The sequence below is a fragment of the Bartonella sp. W8167 genome, assembly GCF_016100335.1.
Lineage (GTDB): Bacteria > Pseudomonadota > Alphaproteobacteria > Rhizobiales > Rhizobiaceae > Bartonella > Bartonella apis.
In genome coordinates this window covers 305,255-322,408 of sequence record NZ_JACFSQ010000001.1, presented here as the reverse complement: position 1 = coordinate 322,408, position 17,154 = coordinate 305,255, and the positions used below count along the sequence as shown (strand labels likewise).

Here is a 17,154-nt window from a genome sequence, read left to right as displayed (position 1 = left end):
AATCAGCCTAACCTTTCCAAAACCACCTCGAATTGGTTTTTCAAATTCCCTTCGCTGATATTTCCATTTGTCACTGCACTTTTGCCGACAAGGGCTTTAAGACAAGAAGAAACCTTCAAGATACTTGAAGAAGAAAACGCGCGCCCTAACCTTTTTCATTAAAATTCATTCCGATTGAAGGAGATATCTATGCATGACGCAAGTGTAGGTTGGATTGCCGCGATCATCATTGGCGGATTGGCTGGCTGGGCAGCAAAAACATTTATGAAAAGCAACACCGGCCTTATTGTGAATATCATTCTTGGTATTGTGGGCGCATCGCTCGCAAGTTTTATATTCAGTCTTTTCGGCGTTACTTTCGCCGGTGGTTTCGGATATCTGATTTCCGGCTTTATCGGTGCCTGCATTCTGATCTGGCTTGGCCGGTTGATACGCTCGTAAAATTTTATTTTGTTTAAAACCCGATCAGGGACTGGCTGATTATTCTCTGCCGGTCTTTCAGGATTTTTAGGAGAAACATGAAAAAAGGCACCTTCGAAAAAGGTGCCTTTATGGAAGTGCTTTTGCAAGTCATTTTCAAATGGCTTTATTTAACGAGTTTGAAAACTCCGGCTGATTTTTTAATCGGCTTGAAAGTGCTGGAATTATTTCAGCTTTTCGCGAATAGTGCTGCCAACTTTTGCAAAGTCCATCTGTCCGTTATAACGATCTTTCAGCCACGACATGACCTTGCCCATATCTCGCAAGCTTTCCGCACCGGTTGCTTCAAGACCATCATTAATTGCCTTTTGAACCTCGTTTTCATCAAGCTGACGCGGCAAAAACTCGCGGATAACAGCAATTTCATCACTTTCGGCTTTTGCAAGCTCCGGCCGTCCACCTTCATTATAAAGCTTTACCGACTCCTCGCGCTGTTTGATCATTTTAGCGAGAATGGATTGCAATTCGGTGTCGTCAACGGCGGGTTTGCCTTCTCCTCGATTGGCAATATCGCGGTCTTTGACGGCTGCATTGATAAGACGAAGGGTTGAAAGCCGGGCTTTATCATGGTCCTTCATAGCAGTTTTCAACGCATTGTTAATGTCATCACGCAACATAATTCTGTTCACTCCTGTGGAAATTTGTCTTGGTCTACAAAATCGCCGTCACTCATGCAATGGAGTGCGTTAAAAATAATGGAAAAAGCCTTGAAAAAGACTTCCATTGCTCTTTACCTTACCGATCAAAGCTCCTATATCACAAACCTTAGCCGAAGATTGGAAAACTCGAACGCCCAGCAGATGCCATTTGCTTGCGGCTTTTTAGTGCGAACAATAAACGCGCCGTTTTAAACCAACGTTTAATTGAGAGTGAGCGATGACTAATACAGCAAAAACGACTTTACCTTGGGGCACCACGAAACCCACTGCGCTTTTGGTATTAGCAGACGGAACCGTCATTGAAGGTAAAGGTTTGGGTAGAACAGGTTCCATTGAAGCTGAAGTCTGCTTCAATACTGCTATGACCGGATATGAGGAAATCCTCACCGATCCTTCCTATACCGACCAGATTGTAACATTTACTTTTCCGCATATTGGAAATGTCGGCGTCAATGCCGAAGATATCGAAGACCTGACACCGGCTCAACGCAGCGGTGCTGTGGGGGCGATTTTTAAAGCCGATATTACCCACCCTTCGAATTATCGTGCGGCCGAAGGTCTGGACAAATGGCTTTCCCAGCGCGGCATCATTGGCCTTTGCGGCATTGATACACGTGCCTTGACCTCGCTTATTCGCGAAAAAGGTCTTGCCAATGCAGTGATTGCCCATGACAAGAACGGCGTTTTTGATGTCGAGGCTTTGAAAGAACGCGCTCGCAAGTGGAGCGGCTTGGTCGGGCTTGACCTTGCAAAGGATGTAACCGAAGGCCAATCATCCGAATGGGATGAAACGCCATGGGTATGGAATGAAGGCTATGGTCATGAAAAGACAAAAGACATTCACATTGTTGCCGTCGATTATGGCGTAAAGCGCAATATTTTGCGCCTGCTTGCCGGACTTGAAGCACGTGTCACCGTCGTTCCTGCAAAAACCACGGCGGAAGAAATTTTGGCTTTGAATCCTGATGGTATTTTCCTGTCGAATGGCCCGGGTGACCCTGCTGCAACAGCCGAATATGCTGTTCCGATGATTAAAAAACTCGTCGAAACAGGCATTCCGATGTTTGGCATTTGCCTTGGTCACCAATTGCTTGCTTTGGCAATGGGTGCAAAAACTGTCAAAATGCATCAGGGGCATCACGGTGCCAACCATCCGGTACAGGATAAAGAAACCGGCAAGGTGGAAATTGTATCCATGAACCACGGTTTTGCAGTTGACGCAAAAACCCTTCCTGAAGGGGTAGAAGAAACGCAAATCTCGCTGTTTGACGGTTCAAACTGTGGTATCAGGCTTGTCGGCAAGCCGGTCTTTTCAGTGCAACAGCACCCCGAGGCTTCGCCGGGACCACAAGATAGCCATTATCTCTTCCAGCAATTTGCAAAGATGATCCGCGAACATAAGAAAGCGGCATAATCAACCGCTTCCGGATTGGCTTTTCAACAGATTTAAAATAATCGAAACCCCGCTGAAAAAGCGGGTTTTTTCGTATTCAATAATGTTTTCGGTAATATTGTTTTGCCGTTTTTAACGGAAAGGCCATAAAAAGCAGCGTTCACTCCCTGTTCTTTCCCATTCCAATTGTCACCTTCAAAACCCTATACTGTTAAAAGGGAACTAAATTCGGACAATAAAACTTGTGAAGCGTTAAAGCGCTCCAATTAAATGCCATTGCAGCACAGTGCATTTTCCGTTCCGCATTTTGCCGTGTTTTACGTGTTTAACGGGTGTTAATTTTTTAAAATCCGGCGCTCCCGCTATTTCCAACAAACGTTTCCGCCTTTAAAAAAAGTCGAGATTTGCTTCGAGTTTTTCCAGAGATTAAGACTATTGCCGTTTTTCAATCGCAGATAAAAGCCTTTGAAACTTCCGGAAATTGATTGCGATATTTCTAGCGGTTTCTGGAATTTTCGAGGTTGTTTTTAACGCAATTACCTGTCTTGTGCTTTCTCGTTATCGCGATCTCTCACAAGTTCATATGTCGTTAAACGCGGGCTTTTATCTTCACGTACAAAAAAGCCGAAAACCAGTGTTGTTGCAAGCAACACGAAAAATGCAGTTGCACAAGGGGCTCCGGCAAATTTGAACGGCGCACTGTCACTGGTGAAATAGCTGAAAACCGACGTATAGAATACCGGCCCGATCATCGACGTAATCGAGGTTATTGATGTCAAAGCGCCTTGAAGGGCACCTTGCGCATTGGCTGGAACTTGGGAGGAAGCAATCGAGCGCATTGGCACGTGGGCGATATATTCCGGCATAGTAAAAAGGTAAACGACATAAAGCATATAGCCTTCAAAGGCGAAGGTGTAGCCGACCATGCCGACGAGCGCGAAGATAAGCCCGATCATCGAGATTTTCCAGTTGCTTAAATGCCTTGTCATATAAGGCAAGAGCAATCCCATTATGATGCACTGGCCGATGCCAAAAACGCCATAGGCGAAACCGATAGAAAATTCACTCCAGCCATAACGTTCTTTCGCCATAAAAGCCAAAGTTGACGGCCAAACCGCCTCGGCAAGCCAATAGAGGAAGAAGGCAAGTGCCACCCAAAGCACAGTGGGATAATGGCGCAATTCCAGCAAAGCGCCTACCGGATTTGCCCTTCTGATCTCGAAGGGGCGGCGCAGTGACATTGGCAGAGTTTCCGGCAGCATATACATGGCAAAAACAAAATTGACGAGCGAAAGTCCTGCTGAAAAATAAAACGGCATACGGGGGCCGATTTCGCCCAAAACGCCACCGATCAATGGCCCTAAAAAGAAGCCGACGCCAAAGGCAATACCGATAAGTCCGAAATTGCGTGTTCTCGTGTTATCGTCGGAAATATCGGCAAGATAGGCTGAACAGGTGGAAAAACTGGCGCCGCTGACACCGGCAAGAATTCTGCCGATAAAAAGCATGGAATAGTTCCACGCAATAGCGCAAATAAAATTATCAATCGCGAAGGTGATAATGGATAACAATAAAATTGGTCGGCGTCCGAAACGGTCGGAAAGATTGCCGATAAAGGGGGCAAACAGAAACTGCATGGTCGAATAGACCATCAGCAGAATGCCGCCATCAACCGAAGCCCGGCTGATACTGTCGCCGGTCAATTGGCTTAAATATTCCGGCATAACCGGCACGATGATCGCAATGCCGATAATATCCAGTAACAGCGTGATGAAGACCAGAACAAGTCCCTTGTGAACAAATTTTGCATCGAGACTTTGCGACATGACGAATTTCCATGCTTTTACAAGAAATTGCTAATAGGACTATTGGTAAAAATAGAAAAGGGAAAAAACGCACCTCAATGAGGCTCTCTATACTATTTCTCAAAAGATCAAGACTTTTCAAATGCTTGAACCGGCAAAATTTGCCGGAATAGTTTTGTTTTTAAACGGTCATGTTTGCCAACAAGCAAAACCGGCGTGCACACCAAAATTTTTCAAAGCCTTCTTCGGATGAAGATGGTTGCTTGCTATTTTCATCACCCCGTGATTTGTGCCGGTCACTTTATGAAAGACACGAGATACCCTTGAGCGCACATGCGAAAACCGGATGATGACGACCACGTCTAGGAGATAGCGCAAAAATACTGAATAGAAAGTCTTTCAACTTCACGAAATCTCTCAAACGTGGATTTTTTAAAATCCGTCACATGATTCCATTTTTCCCAGTTGATAGCCGGTTTTGAAAGCATTGACGCGTTGTGCAGAAGTTCCATGAGTGAAACTATCAGGCACGACATATCCGTGCGTCCGTTTTTGTAATGTATCATCACCGATTTTTGCCGCTGCATTCAATGCATAGCCGATATCACCTTCTTCCAATAGTCCGTCATCCTCGGTTGAATGCGCCCACACGCCGGCATAACAATCGGCCTGCAATTCGATTTTTACCGAAAGTGCATTGGCAGTCGACGTATCGGCGCTTGCCCTTCTCTTATTCATCCGGTCGAGAACACCGGTCAAATTTTGTACGTGATGGCCGACTTCATGGGCAATGACATAGGCTTGGGCAAATTCTCCCGGTGCTTTAAAATGGGTCGCCAATTTGTCGAAAAATTCGTCATCAAGATAAAGCTTTTGATCGGCAGGACAATAGAAAGGGCCAACGGCTGTACTTGCAAGCCCGCATGGAGAATCGATAGCGCCGGTAAAACGCACAAGGATCGGTAGCTTATATTTGGCATTGTGGCGGGAGAAAATCTCGCCCCACGTATCTTCTGTTTCGGCAAGAACCGTTGCAATAAAAAGGCTACGCCGGTCATTGGTTTGAAGCGGAGCTTTTGCTGCGCCAAATGGCGCTCTATGTTCATTCACCAGCGCTCCATCGCCGAATAGAAAACGTGTCGGACTATAGCCGAAGAAGCTGAGCCCCAGAAAAATAACAACAAGAATGAGAATTCCCGTGAAACCGCCACGCGACAACAAGGCAAAACCGATGCCGCTCAAACCTGTTCGAAAAACGGAACTTGCACCGTTCGTTTTTTCGCCGCGACGATCTTCGATATTGTCGCTCTGCCTTCCACCTTCCCACCGCATAAGCCTCTCTCCCAGTGCTTATTTCATTAAAGAGCATATAACTTCTTCCTCCAAGAAGAGAAGGCTCCCCCCGACAGTAAAGCAAAAAAAATTAGGAAAAGCAAAATTTAGGGGGTTACTTTCACGCTGACTTTACCTATAAGGCAGGCTTAGCCTTAAAAAAAGAAATGTTGAACCTGCCAGTTTTTTTCTGCGCGGGTGTTTGCGATAGGATGCTGCCATGCCAAAACGCACAGATATAAAATCCATTCTCATCATCGGTGCGGGACCTATTGTCATCGGTCAAGCCTGCGAATTCGACTATTCGGGAACGCAAGCCTGTAAAGCCTTGAAGGAAGAAGGCTACCGGATCATTCTGGTCAACTCCAATCCCGCGACAATCATGACAGACCCTGATCTCGCCGATGCAACCTATATCGAGCCGATAACACCGGAAGTTGTTGCCAAGATTATTGCCCGGGAAAAGCCGGATGCACTGCTTCCCACCATGGGTGGCCAAACCGCGTTGAACACGGCTTTGTCGTTAAAACGCATGGGTGTTCTCGAACGCTATCATGTCGAGATGATCGGTGCTGATGCCAAGGCAATCGACAAAGCCGAAGACCGTGCATTGTTCCGTGAAGCTATGGCAAAAATAGGGCTTGAAACACCGAAATCCATGCTTGCCAACGCAACCGAAATCAAGGAAGAGGACCGTAAGCGCCACGACGCAATGCGCGACAAGCTTATTGCCGAACTTGAAGGCGATGCGCTTGATAAAGCGCTTGAAAAGCTTGAACATGATTGGCATCTGGGTGAAAGCGACCGCAAGCAGCGTTACATTGCCCATGCCACAGGAAAAGCCGGACAAGCTCTTGACGTAGTCGGGCTTCCGGCAATTATCCGTCCGTCTTTCACACTTGGCGGAACAGGCGGCGGCATTGCCTATAACCGTTCGGAATTTTACGAAATTATCGAACGCGGACTTGAAGCCTCACCAACCACAGAAGTGCTTGTTGAAGAAAGTGTTCTGGGCTGGAAAGAATTCGAGATGGAAGTTGTCCGCGATAAGAAAGACAACTGCATCATTGTCTGCTCGATTGAAAATCTTGATCCGATGGGCGTTCACACCGGTGATTCAATTACCATCGCACCGGCTCTGACTTTGACCGACAAAGAATATCAGATGATGCGCAATGCATCGATTGCGGTTTTACGTGAAATCGGCGTCGAAACCGGCGGTTCCAATGTGCAATTTGCGGTCAATCCGGAAAACGGCCGGCTGATTGTGATCGAGATGAATCCGCGTGTTTCGCGTTCTTCCGCTCTCGCCTCGAAAGCCACCGGTTTTCCGATTGCCAAGGTCGCGGCAAAACTTGCAGTCGGCTACACATTGGACGAATTGGAAAACGACATTACCGGCGGAGCCACACCGGCTTCGTTCGAGCCATCAATCGACTATATTGTTACGAAAATCCCGCGTTTTGCCTTTGAAAAATTCCCCGGTGCCTCGCATACTTTGACCACCGCCATGAAATCGGTCGGCGAAGTTATGGCAATCGGCCGTACTTTTCAGGAATCTTTACAAAAAGCCTTGCGCGGTCTTGAAACCGGCTTGACCGGCCTTGATGACATTGCCATTCCCGAACACGCAGAAGGCGACGAGAAAAATGCCATCCGTGCGGCGATCGGTACACCGACACCTGATCGTTTGCGTTATGTTGCGCAGGCTATGCGCATGGGGATGTCGTTAAACGAAATCCACCAGATCAGCAAAATTGACCCCTGGTTCCTTGAACAGATCGCATCTATTGTCGATATGGAACAACGCGTGCGCGAACAAGGCCTGCCGAAGGATGCAGAAAATTTCCGCATGCTCAAATCCATGGGCTTTTCCGACGCGCGGCTTGGCAGCCTCACCGGCTTGGAGACAGAAGAAGTCACAAAAGCGCGCCATGAACTCAATGTAAAGCCGGTTTATAAGCGCGTTGATACTTGTGCTGCCGAATTTGCTTCACCGACTGCTTATATGTATTCGACTTACGAAGTTCCTTTCGCCGGCAAGATGCGTTCGGAAGCCAATGTATCCGACCGTAAAAAAGTGGTTATCCTTGGTGGCGGACCAAATCGTATCGGACAAGGTATCGAATTCGATTATTGCTGTTGTCACGCAGCTTTTGCACTCCATGATGCCGGCTATGAAGCCATTATGGTCAATTGCAATCCGGAAACTGTCTCGACAGATTATGATACGTCCGACCGACTTTATTTCGAACCGTTGACTGCCGAAGATGTGCTATCAATTCTCGAAGCGGAAAAAGAAAAAGGCGAGCTTGTTGGTGTTATTGTCCAGTTCGGTGGCCAGACGCCGCTAAAACTTGCCGCCTCGCTTGAAAAATACGGCATTCCGATTCTCGGTACCTCGCCGGATGCAATTGATCTTGCCGAAGACCGCGACCGCTTCCAGAAATTGCTCATCAAGCTTGATCTGACGCAGCCCAAAAACGGCATTGCCTATTCGGTTGAACAGGCACGCCTTGTTGCCAATGATCTGGGCTTCCCGCTGGTTGTGCGCCCCTCTTATGTGCTTGGCGGGCGGGCTATGCAGATCATTCATGACGAGCGCAACTTGCAATCCTATCTTCTGGACACTGTTCCCGAACTGGTACCGGAAGAAATCAAAGCTCATTACCCGAATGACAAAACCGGACAGATCAATACACTTCTCGGCAAGAATCCTCTTCTTTTCGATACCTACCTCACCAATGCAATCGAGGTTGATGTCGACTGCCTGTGCGATGGGGAAGATACTTTCGTAGCCGGTATTATGGAACATATCGAGGAAGCAGGCATCCACTCGGGCGACTCGGCCTGTTCGCTTCCGGTTCACACATTATCACCTGAAATCGTTGAAGAGTTGAAACGCCAGACGATTGAGCTCGCCAAAGCGCTTCATGTTGGCGGTTTGATGAATGTGCAATATGCCGTGAAGGAAGGCGTTATCTATATTCTCGAGGTAAACCCGCGCGCTTCCCGCACAGTTCCATTTGTTGCCAAAACAATCGGACGGCCGATTGCCAAGATTGCCGCTCGCATTATGACGGGTGATAAACTTGAAAACGCTGTCAATCGTTATGGCGGTTACCCCAAAGTTCAGAAAAAACCGCATATTGCTGTGAAAGAAGCTGTCTTCCCGTTTGCCCGCTTCCAGGGTGTCGATACTTTACTAGGGCCGGAAATGCGCTCGACTGGCGAAGTGATGGGGCTTGATTACAGCTTTGCCCTTGCCTATGCCAAGGCACAACTTGGCGCAGGTAACGATCTTCCGCGTGAAGGCACATTGTTTGTGTCAGTCAAGGATGATGACAAGATCCGCGTGCTTGGCGCCGTCAAGCGCATGGCGAAACTCGGTTTTTCAATCCTTGCAACAACCGGAACACAAAAATTCCTTGAGGAACATGGTGTGAAAGCCAAAAAGATCAACAAGGTTCTTGAAGGGCGTCCGCATATTGAGGATGCCATCCGCAACCGTCAGGTTCAGATCGTCTTCAATACGACCGACACAGCCAGTGCAATTTCCGATTCAAAGTCGCTGCGTCGGGCAGCATTGATGCAAAAAGTGCCTTATTACACCACCATGTCGGGTGCTGTATCCGTTGTCGATGCAATTGAGGCTTTGCAGAATGGCACGATCGAGGTGCGTTCTCTGCAAGAATATACCGAATAATTTTTTTCCGCGGCAAAAGTGAGAAACGCTTTTGCCGCGGCATTTTTTAACGGCATTATCTTTTTTGTTTTCGCTATTCCGCTCTGTTTTTGAATTCCGCTCTGTTTTCCAGCTGTTTCTTGATTACCAGTCAATCATTCCAAAACACCATTGTTTGATGTCTCAGTCGTGTTTCTACGGGTTAAAAAAATTCATATTTCCCGTTTTTTGAAAACAGGATCGGATAGTCCGAAAATTCTTGTTCATTTTTTTTAACTTTTGCCCTTTTACATTCCGATATCCGTGACGCTTTTCTATTTTTTGCGACTTTTATTTCCGTAACGTAAGTGCATTTACCCCGTCGGCTCCTTTATCGCGCACGAAACATGTTTCAGGTTTTCTCGTACTTACGTCATCCATATCCCTATTCTCAAACAAAAGTGGAATAATCAGTAAACTTGGTTTATTAAAAAATATAGAAATGATATTTTCCGAATTTATCAATTCATGTTTTTATTTTATCAATGATAATTATTTCATAATTTTATTATCAATATTTTCTATAAATTTTTATATTATGATATACGTTTTTCATGACCTAACTATGTCGGCTAATCATTCAATTTTCGCAAAAATTTAAATTAATAAATTAAAATTCACCAGAAAATTTTTGCCTTATTTATAAGTTTTATCAATGAACTTGATAATTTTGGTAAATTTTGAATTTGCGCTTTCAATAAAAGATGATATATATAGTCATGTTTTATTCTGAGGGATATATCATGCGTTTAAACAAACTTATTTTAGCTACTTCCTGCACTCTATTTGCAACACCGGCTCTGGCTGTGGAATACCCGATTGGCGAGCCACAGCATTGCGGAGGTTTGGAAATTGCAGCTGTCTATCTGCAACCGATCGAAATGGAACCGGAAGGCATTATGCTCGCGGCGGCCAAGTCGGATATCCACCTCGAGGCCGATATTCATGCAACAGAAGACAACAAGAACGGCCTTCCGGAAGGTGCATGGGCACCTTATCTTCAGGTTTCCTATGAATTGACCAAGGAAGGTGCAAAAGAGCCTTTGAGCGGCCATTTTCACCCGATGGTTGCCAATGATGGCCCGCACTATGGAGAAAACATCAAGCTTGATGGCGCAGGCAAATATCATTTGAAATACACGATTTTGCCGCCATCAAAAGAATCAATGTTCGGCCGCCATGTCGACAAGGAAACCGGCGTTGGCCCATGGTTCGACAAATGTGTGGTTGAATATGACTTCACTTATGCAGGAACCGGCAAAAAAGGCGGTTATTGATTAATTTTGAAACAGGCAAAAACGTTTGCCTGAAACTAACAGCGGATAAGGTCTTTTTTCTTGACCTTATCCCCAAAGATCGGGACCTGTTTGTCAAGTCGGGGTTTACTTTCGATCGTCCACAATTACAAGTAACCCTCCGAGCAGACCGGCCGTTGTGACCTCCACAGCCGGTCTTGCTTTTTAACGGGGTCGTTTTAGCAGGCAATAGTCTTGTTCTTGAAAGGCAAGCGTTAGATCGACAAGCCTGTTTCGGTTAAAAAGGGTTTTATTATGCGTGCAATATTGGTTCTGTTGTTCTGTCTTTTTCCCCTCTTTGCCGGAGCGGATGAAATGTCGGTCTATAATGTCACCATCAAGGATGGCGTTTTCGAACCACAATCAATCGAGGTTCCGGCAGGGCAACGTTTCAAGATTTCAGTCAAAAATGTCGGCTCCGGCCCCGCGGAATTTGAAAACCTGTCCATGCGGGTCGAAAAAGTTTTAGGTGCAGGGGTGGAATCATTTGTCGTCATTCATCCGCTCAAACCCGGCAGCTACCATTTTATTGACGAATTTCACATGGATATGGCCGGTTTCGACATTAACGTAAAATAGGAGAGCAGAAAATGGGTGCACCTCTTTTCATCGTCTGGCGTGAAAGCATTGAAGCGCTACTCGTTATCGGCATCCTTTATACGTGGTTGCGGCGCGAAAATCTTTTAACCCTTAAAAACCGGTTGTGGACGGGAACAGCTTTGGGGCTGGTTCTTGCCGGTCTTCTTGCCGTTCTCTTCTACGTTGCAGGCACATGGTTTGCAGGCCCCGGCGGGGAATGGTTCTTCACCGCCATGATGGCGGTTGCCGCCCTTCTCATTATGCAAATGATTGTCTGGATGCATCACCACGGTGCTTCGATGAAACATACTTTGGAACGTGAAGCAGCCGAAAGCCTGCAAACTTCCGGTGGTTTCGGCATTATGCTTCTTGCCATGATTGCCGTTGCCCGTGAAGGATCGGAAACGGTGGTGTTCCTTGCCGGTGTCGGTGCGCAACAAAATGGTGCGTCGCTCGGTATGTTCATTCTGGGTGGTGTGCTCGGCTTTATTCTGGCACTATTCACTTTCTGGCTGTTGCAAAAATTTTCCAAAATCATTCCGTGGAGATGGTTCTTTCTGGGAAGTGAATTTGTTCTTCTCCTCATCGGTGGCGGTTTGTTGATTACTGCCTTTGACAAAGCGGCAGCCCAGATTTCGGCTTATGATTTACCCGAATGGCTATACAGCTTTATGGATGATCCGCTATGGAGCACAAGCTGGCTCATTCCCGATAACAGCACATTGACAGGCCTTACAGGTTACCATGCGGAACCGTCTTTGATGCAAGTCGTTGTATTGGCGATCTACTGGGTTGCAGCCATTGTTCTTTGCAACAGGAAACCGGGGAAAACTGTCGCCCGTCCAACGTTGAAAACTTCCTGAAACCAAATTTTTAAAACAAATGTCACGCATTCTTTCCACTGCCATTTATAAACTGGGCACTTCTATGCAACGTCATAGAACAGTGATCCAGTCTATCCAGTGGTGTGTTGTTGCCATTTATCTTTTTTTGCTTGTCATCCCGCCATTCCTGCCGCTGCCACCACGTCAGGAACATATCATTTGCAATCTTGTTCTTTTTGCCCAATTCGTATTTTGGGGAATCTGGTGGCCATTCGTTATTCTTTCCATGCTGTTCATCGGACGTTTGTGGTGCGGAGTTTTTTGCCCGGAAGGTGCTTTGGCCGAATATACCAGCCGCAAGGTCGGGCGTAATTACAACATTCCGCGCTGGCTTAAATGGCGTGGTTGGCCGACTGTCGCCTTTATTCTCACGACACTTTATGGGCAATTGATAAGCGTTTACGATTATGCCGAAGCAGCGCTTCTCATTCTGGGCGGCTCGACACTGGCAGCGATGGTCATCGGCTTCTTTTTCGGTAAGGGTACGCGTGTCTGGTGCCGGTATCTTTGCCCCGTTAATGGCGTTTTCAACTTGCTTTCCCGCCTTGCTCCTATTTCTTTCAAAACCGATCAGGAAAGATGGGCGCATTATTGTGGAGCCCGTCAGGAAAACCCGAATTGCCCGCCAATGATCAATATTCATCAGCTTCATGGCGTCAACGCCTGTCATATGTGTGCGCGTTGTGCCGGTTTTCGTGATGCTGTAGCTCTAAAACCGCGCTCGGTCATGGAAGAAGTCGTCGTCTATGGTGGCGATAAACACGTCAATCCATGGGAAGCAAGGCTACTGCTTTTCGGCATGATCGGCGTTGCGATCGGTGCGTTTACGTGGACCGTAAGCCCGTGGTTTGTAACCTTCAAACAGGCGATAGCCGAATGGCTCGTCAACCATGATATTTACTGGCCACTTGACCCGACAGCTCCGTGGTGGATTTTGACAAACCACCCTGCCAATAATGACAGCTTCAACTGGGTGGACGGTTTTTGTGTTGCAAGTTACATTCTGGGAAGCGGCGTGCTTTTTGGCACATTTTTAACGCTCATTCTGTGGGCTGTTGCCTCGCTTATGCGTTCGCCAACACTCTTTCACCATTTGGCACAAGCGTTTTTGCCACTGGCAGCAGCTGGCATATTTTTGGGGCTTTCAGCAACAACAATCAAGCTTTTGATGTATGACGGTGTGACCTTTTGGTGGCTTTCCGATGCACGTGCTTTCATTCTCGCTTTGACATCACTTTGGAGCCTTTACCTAGCGGCACGAATTTTACAAAGAACACCGGCGAATCTGTTGCGCAAATATTCAAGCTTTGCTCTCTTTGCTCTTTCTTGTGTCCCCATTGTCTATGCATGGTGGCTGATGTTCTGGGGCTGGTAAGTTTTAAAAACGGAAATGAAGATATTATCCGGCACTATGAAAAACTCCCTCACCCGCCACCTCGTCTTCTCCCCGCGAGCCAGCATCCATAATTCTGTGCATGATTTACAGCACTCTCCATGGTTTATAATGTTATTCAAGGAATAGCCTGCTTATCCAAAAGTTTCCCGTTCGATATCCCCCGCTTTACTTCGAGACTTGTTTGATTTCTGCCTCAGGCCTCAATTATGTTTCCAACACCTTTCTCGGGATAACTTGGGCTTTGGTGCTCTTTTGCCCCCCCCAAAATAGCCGAGGCTGCTTCCGGCAGCTCCGGTCTAAAAGCCTGTTGGCGCATTTTTAAAACCGCATAGCGCTTGATGTCGCCGGTCTTCATTGCATTCTTGATAAGCGGCCAAAACACAACTTGCCCGAGCGGACTTTTGCGTCTCCCTCCTTTTCAAGTTTGATTCGAAGTTCATGAAAATATACGGGCGCGGCCCTATTACACGGGGCCCGCTTGAAACGCTAAAAGCATTTCTCTTTCAAAATAGCTATCGGGAAAGAACTTTACTTGGACAAAATTTCACTAAAAAGCATTTTTTAAAAAAAGCGTTTTTGAATACTGATCGTTGAGTTGCCGCAATCTTGCCGCTAAGTTATTTTTGCGTGATGTTGAGGCTGCTCTTGAATGAGTAAAAGGCTTCCCATTGGTTAAAACACTGCTATCCGCAACGGACACTTCTACAAAACCACCGCACATAAAAACAACGACTAAAAAAGAAATGGTTTTTGCGTTCTTACCCCCCCACAGCGGCTTTCCGTTTTGTTTAGCAGCAGTCAAATCTCCAAACTTATTTTTTTGGCTCTTCATCTGTTTCTTTTGCAGGCGAAATTTCTGAAGCCTTTGTGGTCTTAATGCCCGTTGTTTCAGTGTCTATTGTTTGAGCTTCCGAAGTGCCATCCGTCGGCTCACTTTTTGGCATTTCTTTTTCACTCTTTGACAAAGCCTGTTCGGAAGGTTCGAATTTTACTTCCACAATCACGTCGAACAGATAACTTTCGTCATTGCGACGGCTGATATAGACAAAAGTTGTATTTTTCAAATGCTGGAAGACAACCGAGGCAATACGTTTGCGCACAGTTTCATCAATACCGTCCATCACCTGATTGGCAACAATCCACTCGGGATCTGTCAGAAGCACGCGTGCAAAAGCAATCGAACGGCGTTCAACATCATTAAGACGTCTCTCCCAATCCACATTTTCCTCATCAAGCGCGGAAAAATAATCACTCAAACCGGTGATTTCGAGAGCGCGTTCAATTTCTTCATCTGTCGGATTTTTATTTGTTGCCGGATAGAGAAGAACCGTGCGCAATGTGCCCGGCGGAATATAAGGTGCGTCGGGAATGTAATTGGGTAAACCTGAATTGGGAAGCCCTACAGTGCCCTGCCCCCACGGCCAGAGCCCTGCAAGCGCATGGTATAGAATAGTTTTATCAACATCTTGCGGCGCATAGATCAGCGTGTTTTGCCCGCGCTTGATTGCCAGATTTTCCGGTGTCAAAGTCAATTTGCCATTGGCTGTGCGGATCAACAGATTGTCGAAGGTCATAATATCGGAATCATTGGTTTTGACCGTGATATGCTCGCCCTTCAGGCGGTCGACACCATCCATTTGCACAACAGCCTGCCTGAATGTTGCAACACGCAGCATTGTTGCGCGCCAATCGGCCAGAGCACCATAATTGTCGACAAACCAGCGCAATGATTGGTGCGCCTGATTGAAGGCCTGAACAGCAGCCTGAAGACCTCCAAGATCAATGCCTCCACCAAAATAGATCGGCGAAGCAATTATATAGGGAGCAACATTCGATACCCAGCCATAACCGGCGGTAATGCCTGTCAGTTTTGTCGTTGCGACAACGATATGCCAAATAGCGTTCAAAACATTTTGCACACGGCCATCAAGATAGCGTTTCTCGTCCTTTTCCGCCCCCATCAGAGTTATCGAATCAATCGAGCGGTTGGTGTGCATCAAAGCGGCACGCAAATCTGCCTCGCGCGCATAACGGTTGGCGTTGATCGTCACCAGATTACGCGCAACAAACCATGTAAGGAAAGATGCCGCACCGACATAGAGGAGCACTGCCCAGATCATGTAACCGGGAAGCGGAAAACTATAGCCTGAAAAACTGAAAACAAAACCCGCCGTTGTTGCCCATAATGTCGGAATGAAGATGATCAATGTGACACTCGCTTGCAACAGGTTGATGCCAAGATCAGCGGTTGATTCAGCAAGATGACGGGCATCTTCATGGAGTTTCTGGTCGGGATTGACACCAACCTCGCCAGCCATTGTCAGACGAAATGCGCGTTTTGGTTGCATCCATTGACTGATAAGATCGTCGGTCAAACCTTCACGCAATTTCATTTTGAGATATTGGTTTAAAAAAGTCTGGATAATGTTGAAAATCAACAGAACCGAGGCAATGACAAAGAACACACCGAGCTGGAAAACGAATTCGTGCAAATCTTTGCGGCTGATCGCATTCCAGAAATCCTTTGTCCATTCATTGATTTGCAATTGCCCGCGGCCGATTAAAATAATCAGCACGAGTATACCCAGAAATGTAGCAATCAACGTATTGCGTGTATGCGAATGCCAGAAAGCAATATAAAGGATCTTCGCCTGATGGGAAAAACGGGTATTTTTGACAATGCCTTCACGCAGTGAACCGGGAGCTGCATCAACCGGATTATCAGGCATGTTGTCGTCTATATCGCTGCCTTTTTTGGCCATTCACTCAAATCCCCTTTTACGACAATCGCGACATTCTGACGACAATTAAAAAAATGACCGCCCTTTATACACCAGATAGTGTCGGCAATCAAAATAGCAAAAGCGACAACGCTTTCAAATTTAATATTAATTCAACTTGCTTTCTTTTTCGAGAGGGTCTAATGAAGCGCCAATCGAATTTTCGGTTGTGCGACTTTCTTAACCGTGCAGCAAGCACTATTTAACGAAACTCCCCTTTCTAAATTTCGATCTATCCAAAGTATCAACATAAGACGTGTTGATGCAATCATTTCTTATTACAGGAGTTTCCTATGGCTACAGGAACAGTTAAGTGGTTCAATACAACAAAAGGCTTCGGCTTCATTCAACCTGATGATGGTGGTGCAGATGTTTTTGTCCACATTTCAGCCGTTGAACGCTCAGGCATGAGCGGTCTGAATGAAGGCCAGAAGGTCTCTTATGAAGTTGTACAGGATCGCCGTTCCGGCAAATCTGCTGCAGGTAATCTTTCAGCTCTTTAATATCTGTAATTGAAATGCTTGTCTAAAACGGCAGAACGTTTTATCGGCATTTCATAACCGGATATAAAAGAAACAGGTTTTTAAAAGCTCCACTTTTTCGAGGTGGAGCTTTTTCCATTTTAGCTTTATTTTTATCGTAAGCCTGATGCATTCGCCACACACCTATTACAATTTCCGGTGGGCATGATTTTGCCCCTATTCAAAACGTCTAACTCCCTTGCCGATTATTCAAAGAATAAGTTCAAAACCCGAAAAAAATAGGCATTATCGTTTCGGGTTTTATCTTTTCCGGCGTTTATGCCCATGGCTCTTTTTCCCCCTTTG

General features: G+C 46.4%; 14 protein-coding genes. 8 read left to right on the top strand and 6 right to left on the bottom strand.

Going from position 1 to position 17,154, the window contains the following annotated elements:
- Positions 1 to 189 precede the first annotated feature (189 nt).
- Entirely contained in the window at positions 190 to 441 is a 252-nt protein-coding gene (locus H3V12_RS01195; RefSeq protein WP_075868829.1) for a GlsB/YeaQ/YmgE family stress response membrane protein, read from the top strand.
- Between the two features lie 203 nt (positions 442 to 644).
- Here H3V12_RS01195 and H3V12_RS01190 read toward each other — a convergent pair whose 3' ends face one another.
- Positions 645 to 1,097, bottom strand: a complete 453-nt coding sequence (locus tag H3V12_RS01190) for a GatB/YqeY domain-containing protein (RefSeq protein ID WP_198212216.1) — start codon at positions 1,095 to 1,097, stop codon at positions 645 to 647.
- 259 nt (positions 1,098 to 1,356) lie between these two features.
- Between H3V12_RS01190 and carA the strand changes: the two genes are divergently transcribed.
- Positions 1,357 to 2,553 carry a glutamine-hydrolyzing carbamoyl-phosphate synthase small subunit gene (gene carA, locus H3V12_RS01185; protein WP_198212214.1) on the top strand — a complete coding sequence of 399 codons (1,197 nt, stop codon included), beginning with the start codon at positions 1,357 to 1,359 and terminating at the stop codon, positions 2,551 to 2,553.
- A 515-nt stretch (positions 2,554 to 3,068) separates the two neighbouring features.
- Here the strand turns inward: carA and H3V12_RS01180 are convergent.
- Both H3V12_RS01180 and H3V12_RS01175 read right to left on the bottom strand, forming a co-directional pair.
- The gene (locus H3V12_RS01180; protein WP_198212207.1) at positions 3,069 to 4,358 is read right to left on the bottom strand and encodes a TCR/Tet family MFS transporter; all 1,290 of its coding nucleotides are present in this window, start codon (positions 4,356 to 4,358) and stop codon (positions 3,069 to 3,071) included.
- Between the two features lie 411 nt (positions 4,359 to 4,769).
- Positions 4,770 to 5,669, bottom strand: a complete 900-nt coding sequence (locus H3V12_RS01175; RefSeq protein WP_198212205.1) for a neutral zinc metallopeptidase — start codon at positions 5,667 to 5,669, stop codon at positions 4,770 to 4,772.
- A gap of 220 nt (positions 5,670 to 5,889) precedes the next feature.
- Here H3V12_RS01175 and carB point away from each other — a divergent pair, with 220 nt between their 5' ends.
- From carB to H3V12_RS01150, 5 genes are all read left to right on the top strand, one after another.
- A complete protein-coding gene (gene carB / locus H3V12_RS01170) occupies positions 5,890 to 9,375 on the top strand; it encodes a carbamoyl-phosphate synthase large subunit (protein WP_075868841.1) in 3,486 nt (1,161 codons plus the stop codon).
- 761 nt (positions 9,376 to 10,136) lie between these two features.
- Positions 10,137 to 10,670, top strand: a complete 534-nt coding sequence (locus H3V12_RS01165; RefSeq protein WP_075869835.1) for an iron transporter — start codon at positions 10,137 to 10,139, stop codon at positions 10,668 to 10,670.
- A 273-nt stretch (positions 10,671 to 10,943) separates the two neighbouring features.
- The gene (locus H3V12_RS01160) at positions 10,944 to 11,267 is read left to right on the top strand and encodes a cupredoxin domain-containing protein (protein ID WP_198212203.1); all 324 of its coding nucleotides are present in this window, start codon (positions 10,944 to 10,946) and stop codon (positions 11,265 to 11,267) included.
- An 11-nt stretch (positions 11,268 to 11,278) separates the two neighbouring features.
- Positions 11,279 to 12,130, top strand: a complete 852-nt coding sequence (locus H3V12_RS01155; RefSeq protein WP_198212201.1) for an FTR1 family protein — start codon at positions 11,279 to 11,281, stop codon at positions 12,128 to 12,130.
- Between the two features lie 64 nt (positions 12,131 to 12,194).
- A complete protein-coding gene (locus H3V12_RS01150) occupies positions 12,195 to 13,526 on the top strand; it encodes a 4Fe-4S binding protein (RefSeq protein ID WP_246787460.1) in 1,332 nt (443 codons plus the stop codon).
- 214 nt (positions 13,527 to 13,740) lie between these two features.
- Here H3V12_RS01150 and H3V12_RS01145 read toward each other — a convergent pair whose 3' ends face one another.
- The 3 genes from H3V12_RS01145 to H3V12_RS01135 form a co-directional block, all read right to left on the bottom strand.
- Positions 13,741 to 13,902: a hypothetical protein gene (locus H3V12_RS01145; RefSeq protein ID WP_198212197.1), complete on the bottom strand. Its 162-nt coding sequence runs from the start codon at positions 13,900 to 13,902 to the stop codon at positions 13,741 to 13,743.
- Between the two features lie 192 nt (positions 13,903 to 14,094).
- Positions 14,095 to 14,379 carry a hypothetical protein gene (locus H3V12_RS01140; protein ID WP_198212195.1) on the bottom strand — a complete coding sequence of 95 codons (285 nt, stop codon included), beginning with the start codon at positions 14,377 to 14,379 and terminating at the stop codon, positions 14,095 to 14,097.
- Positions 14,360 to 16,309 (bottom strand): ABC transporter ATP-binding protein/permease, encoded by a 1,950-nt coding sequence (locus H3V12_RS01135; RefSeq protein WP_075868853.1) that lies wholly within the window; start codon positions 16,307 to 16,309, stop codon positions 14,360 to 14,362. The genes H3V12_RS01140 and H3V12_RS01135 overlap by 20 nt, the downstream gene beginning before the upstream one ends.
- 311 nt (positions 16,310 to 16,620) lie before the next feature.
- Between H3V12_RS01135 and H3V12_RS01130 the strand changes: the two genes are divergently transcribed.
- Entirely contained in the window at positions 16,621 to 16,830 is a 210-nt protein-coding gene (locus tag H3V12_RS01130) for a cold-shock protein (RefSeq protein ID WP_075868855.1), read from the top strand.
- Positions 16,831 to 17,154: the final 324 nt, after the last annotated feature.

Bases quoted from the DNA above. Each gene is read 5' to 3' on its own strand.
- H3V12_RS01195 (WP_075868829.1), top strand. From the start codon at position 190: ATGCATGACGCAAGTGTAGGTTGGATTGCCGCGATCATCATTGGCGGA.
- H3V12_RS01190 (WP_198212216.1), bottom strand. From the start codon at position 1,097: ATGTTGCGTGATGACATTAACAATGCGTTGAAAACTGCTATGAAGGAC.
- carA (WP_198212214.1), top strand. From the start codon at position 1,357: ATGACTAATACAGCAAAAACGACTTTACCTTGGGGCACCACGAAACCC.
- H3V12_RS01180 (WP_198212207.1), bottom strand. From the start codon at position 4,358: ATGTCGCAAAGTCTCGATGCAAAATTTGTTCACAAGGGACTTGTTCTG.
- H3V12_RS01175 (WP_198212205.1), bottom strand. From the start codon at position 5,669: ATGCGGTGGGAAGGTGGAAGGCAGAGCGACAATATCGAAGATCGTCGC.
- carB (WP_075868841.1), top strand. From the start codon at position 5,890: ATGCCAAAACGCACAGATATAAAATCCATTCTCATCATCGGTGCGGGA.
- H3V12_RS01165 (WP_075869835.1), top strand. From the start codon at position 10,137: ATGCGTTTAAACAAACTTATTTTAGCTACTTCCTGCACTCTATTTGCA.
- H3V12_RS01160 (WP_198212203.1), top strand. From the start codon at position 10,944: ATGCGTGCAATATTGGTTCTGTTGTTCTGTCTTTTTCCCCTCTTTGCC.
- H3V12_RS01155 (WP_198212201.1), top strand. From the start codon at position 11,279: ATGGGTGCACCTCTTTTCATCGTCTGGCGTGAAAGCATTGAAGCGCTA.
- H3V12_RS01150 (WP_246787460.1), top strand. From the start codon at position 12,195: ATGCAACGTCATAGAACAGTGATCCAGTCTATCCAGTGGTGTGTTGTT.
- H3V12_RS01145 (WP_198212197.1), bottom strand. From the start codon at position 13,902: ATGAAGACCGGCGACATCAAGCGCTATGCGGTTTTAAAAATGCGCCAA.
- H3V12_RS01140 (WP_198212195.1), bottom strand. From the start codon at position 14,379: ATGAAGAGCCAAAAAAATAAGTTTGGAGATTTGACTGCTGCTAAACAA.
- H3V12_RS01135 (WP_075868853.1), bottom strand. From the start codon at position 16,309: ATGGCCAAAAAAGGCAGCGATATAGACGACAACATGCCTGATAATCCG.
- H3V12_RS01130 (WP_075868855.1), top strand. From the start codon at position 16,621: ATGGCTACAGGAACAGTTAAGTGGTTCAATACAACAAAAGGCTTCGGC.